Genomic DNA, 1,204 nt, shown 5'->3' on the forward strand with positions numbered 1-1,204 from the left:
TGAAGTTTTATTTAACATAATCTATATTATACGAAATCAAATTGTAAGCCCAAAATAGAAATGTCCGGTTTCTCCAAAGTAAAAATGTCCGCTTTTAGAATATGCACTTTTGCGATTATTGAAGCGGACGGTTTGATATGTTGGTGTCTATGTCGGATAAAGAACTTAAACGATTGTCGGTCTTGCAGGAAATCTGCGATCAACGCATAACTCAATCCCAGGCTGCTCAGCTACTTCATATTTCAGAACGTCAGATCAGACGCTTACTGCAGAAATACAAAGCTCAAGGCCCAGCTGCATTAGCCCATGCTGGTCGTGGCCAAACCAGCAACTGCAAACTTCCTGAAGAACTCAGACTCAAGTGCCTCAATATTGTTTCGGATCAACTCCATGGTTTCGGACCCACTTTAGCGCATGAAAAGCTCACTACCGTTCATGGATTCGATCTTTCAGTGGAAACCCTGCGTTGCTGGATGATTGCAGCCGATTTATGGATTCCTCGCTCCAAGCGCCTGAAACGCCCATATCAGCCTCGATATAACCGGGATTGTTATGGTGAACTGGTACAAATCGATGGCTCACACCATGACTGGTTTGAAGGAAGAGCCGCTAAATGCTGTCTGCTAGTCTTTATCGATGATGCCACAGGCAAATTGCAGCATTTACGCTTCTGTGAATCAGAATCAGCCTTTGACTATATGATTTCGACACGCTTGTATGTTGAACAGCATGGTAAGCCTTTAGCGTTTTACAGCGACAAACATTCAGTCTTTAGGGTGAATCAAAGCAGCAAGAAAGACAGCAAGATTACCCAGTTTGGACGCGTACTCAGTACCCTCAATATCGATATCATCTTCGCTAACTCCCCTCAGGCCAAAGGACGGGTGGAACGGGTCAACAGAACCCTTCAGGACCGTCTGATTAAGGAGATGCGCCTGGAAGGTATCAGTTCGATTGCAGATGCGAATAAGTGGTTACCCTGCTTTATTGAGCAGTTCAATCTCAAGTTTGCAAAGATGGCCTTTAATCCTAAGAACTTACACCGCTCTGCCACCGAAACAGCTGAGCAATTAGATGATATTTTTACCTGGCGAGAGCCACGTAGAGTCACCAATAGCCTGACCATTACTTATGATAAATGTGTATATCTCCTGGAGAGTACAGAAGAAAACCAGAGGCTGATTGGTAAATATCTTGAGTTTCT

At 43.9% G+C, this 1,204-nt stretch carries 1 protein-coding gene; it reads left to right on the forward strand.

All coding sequences use genetic code 11. The features are described from left to right. Nucleotides 1-149 precede the first annotated feature (149 nt). Nucleotides 150-1,204 (forward strand): ISNCY family transposase (locus tag GW12_RS12010; protein ID WP_081403499.1); only part of this gene is annotated, 1,055 nt, incomplete at its 3' end.

The organism is Acinetobacter sp. HR7 (genome assembly GCF_000773685.1).
Classification (GTDB): Bacteria; Pseudomonadota; Gammaproteobacteria; order Pseudomonadales; family Moraxellaceae; genus Acinetobacter; species Acinetobacter thermotolerans.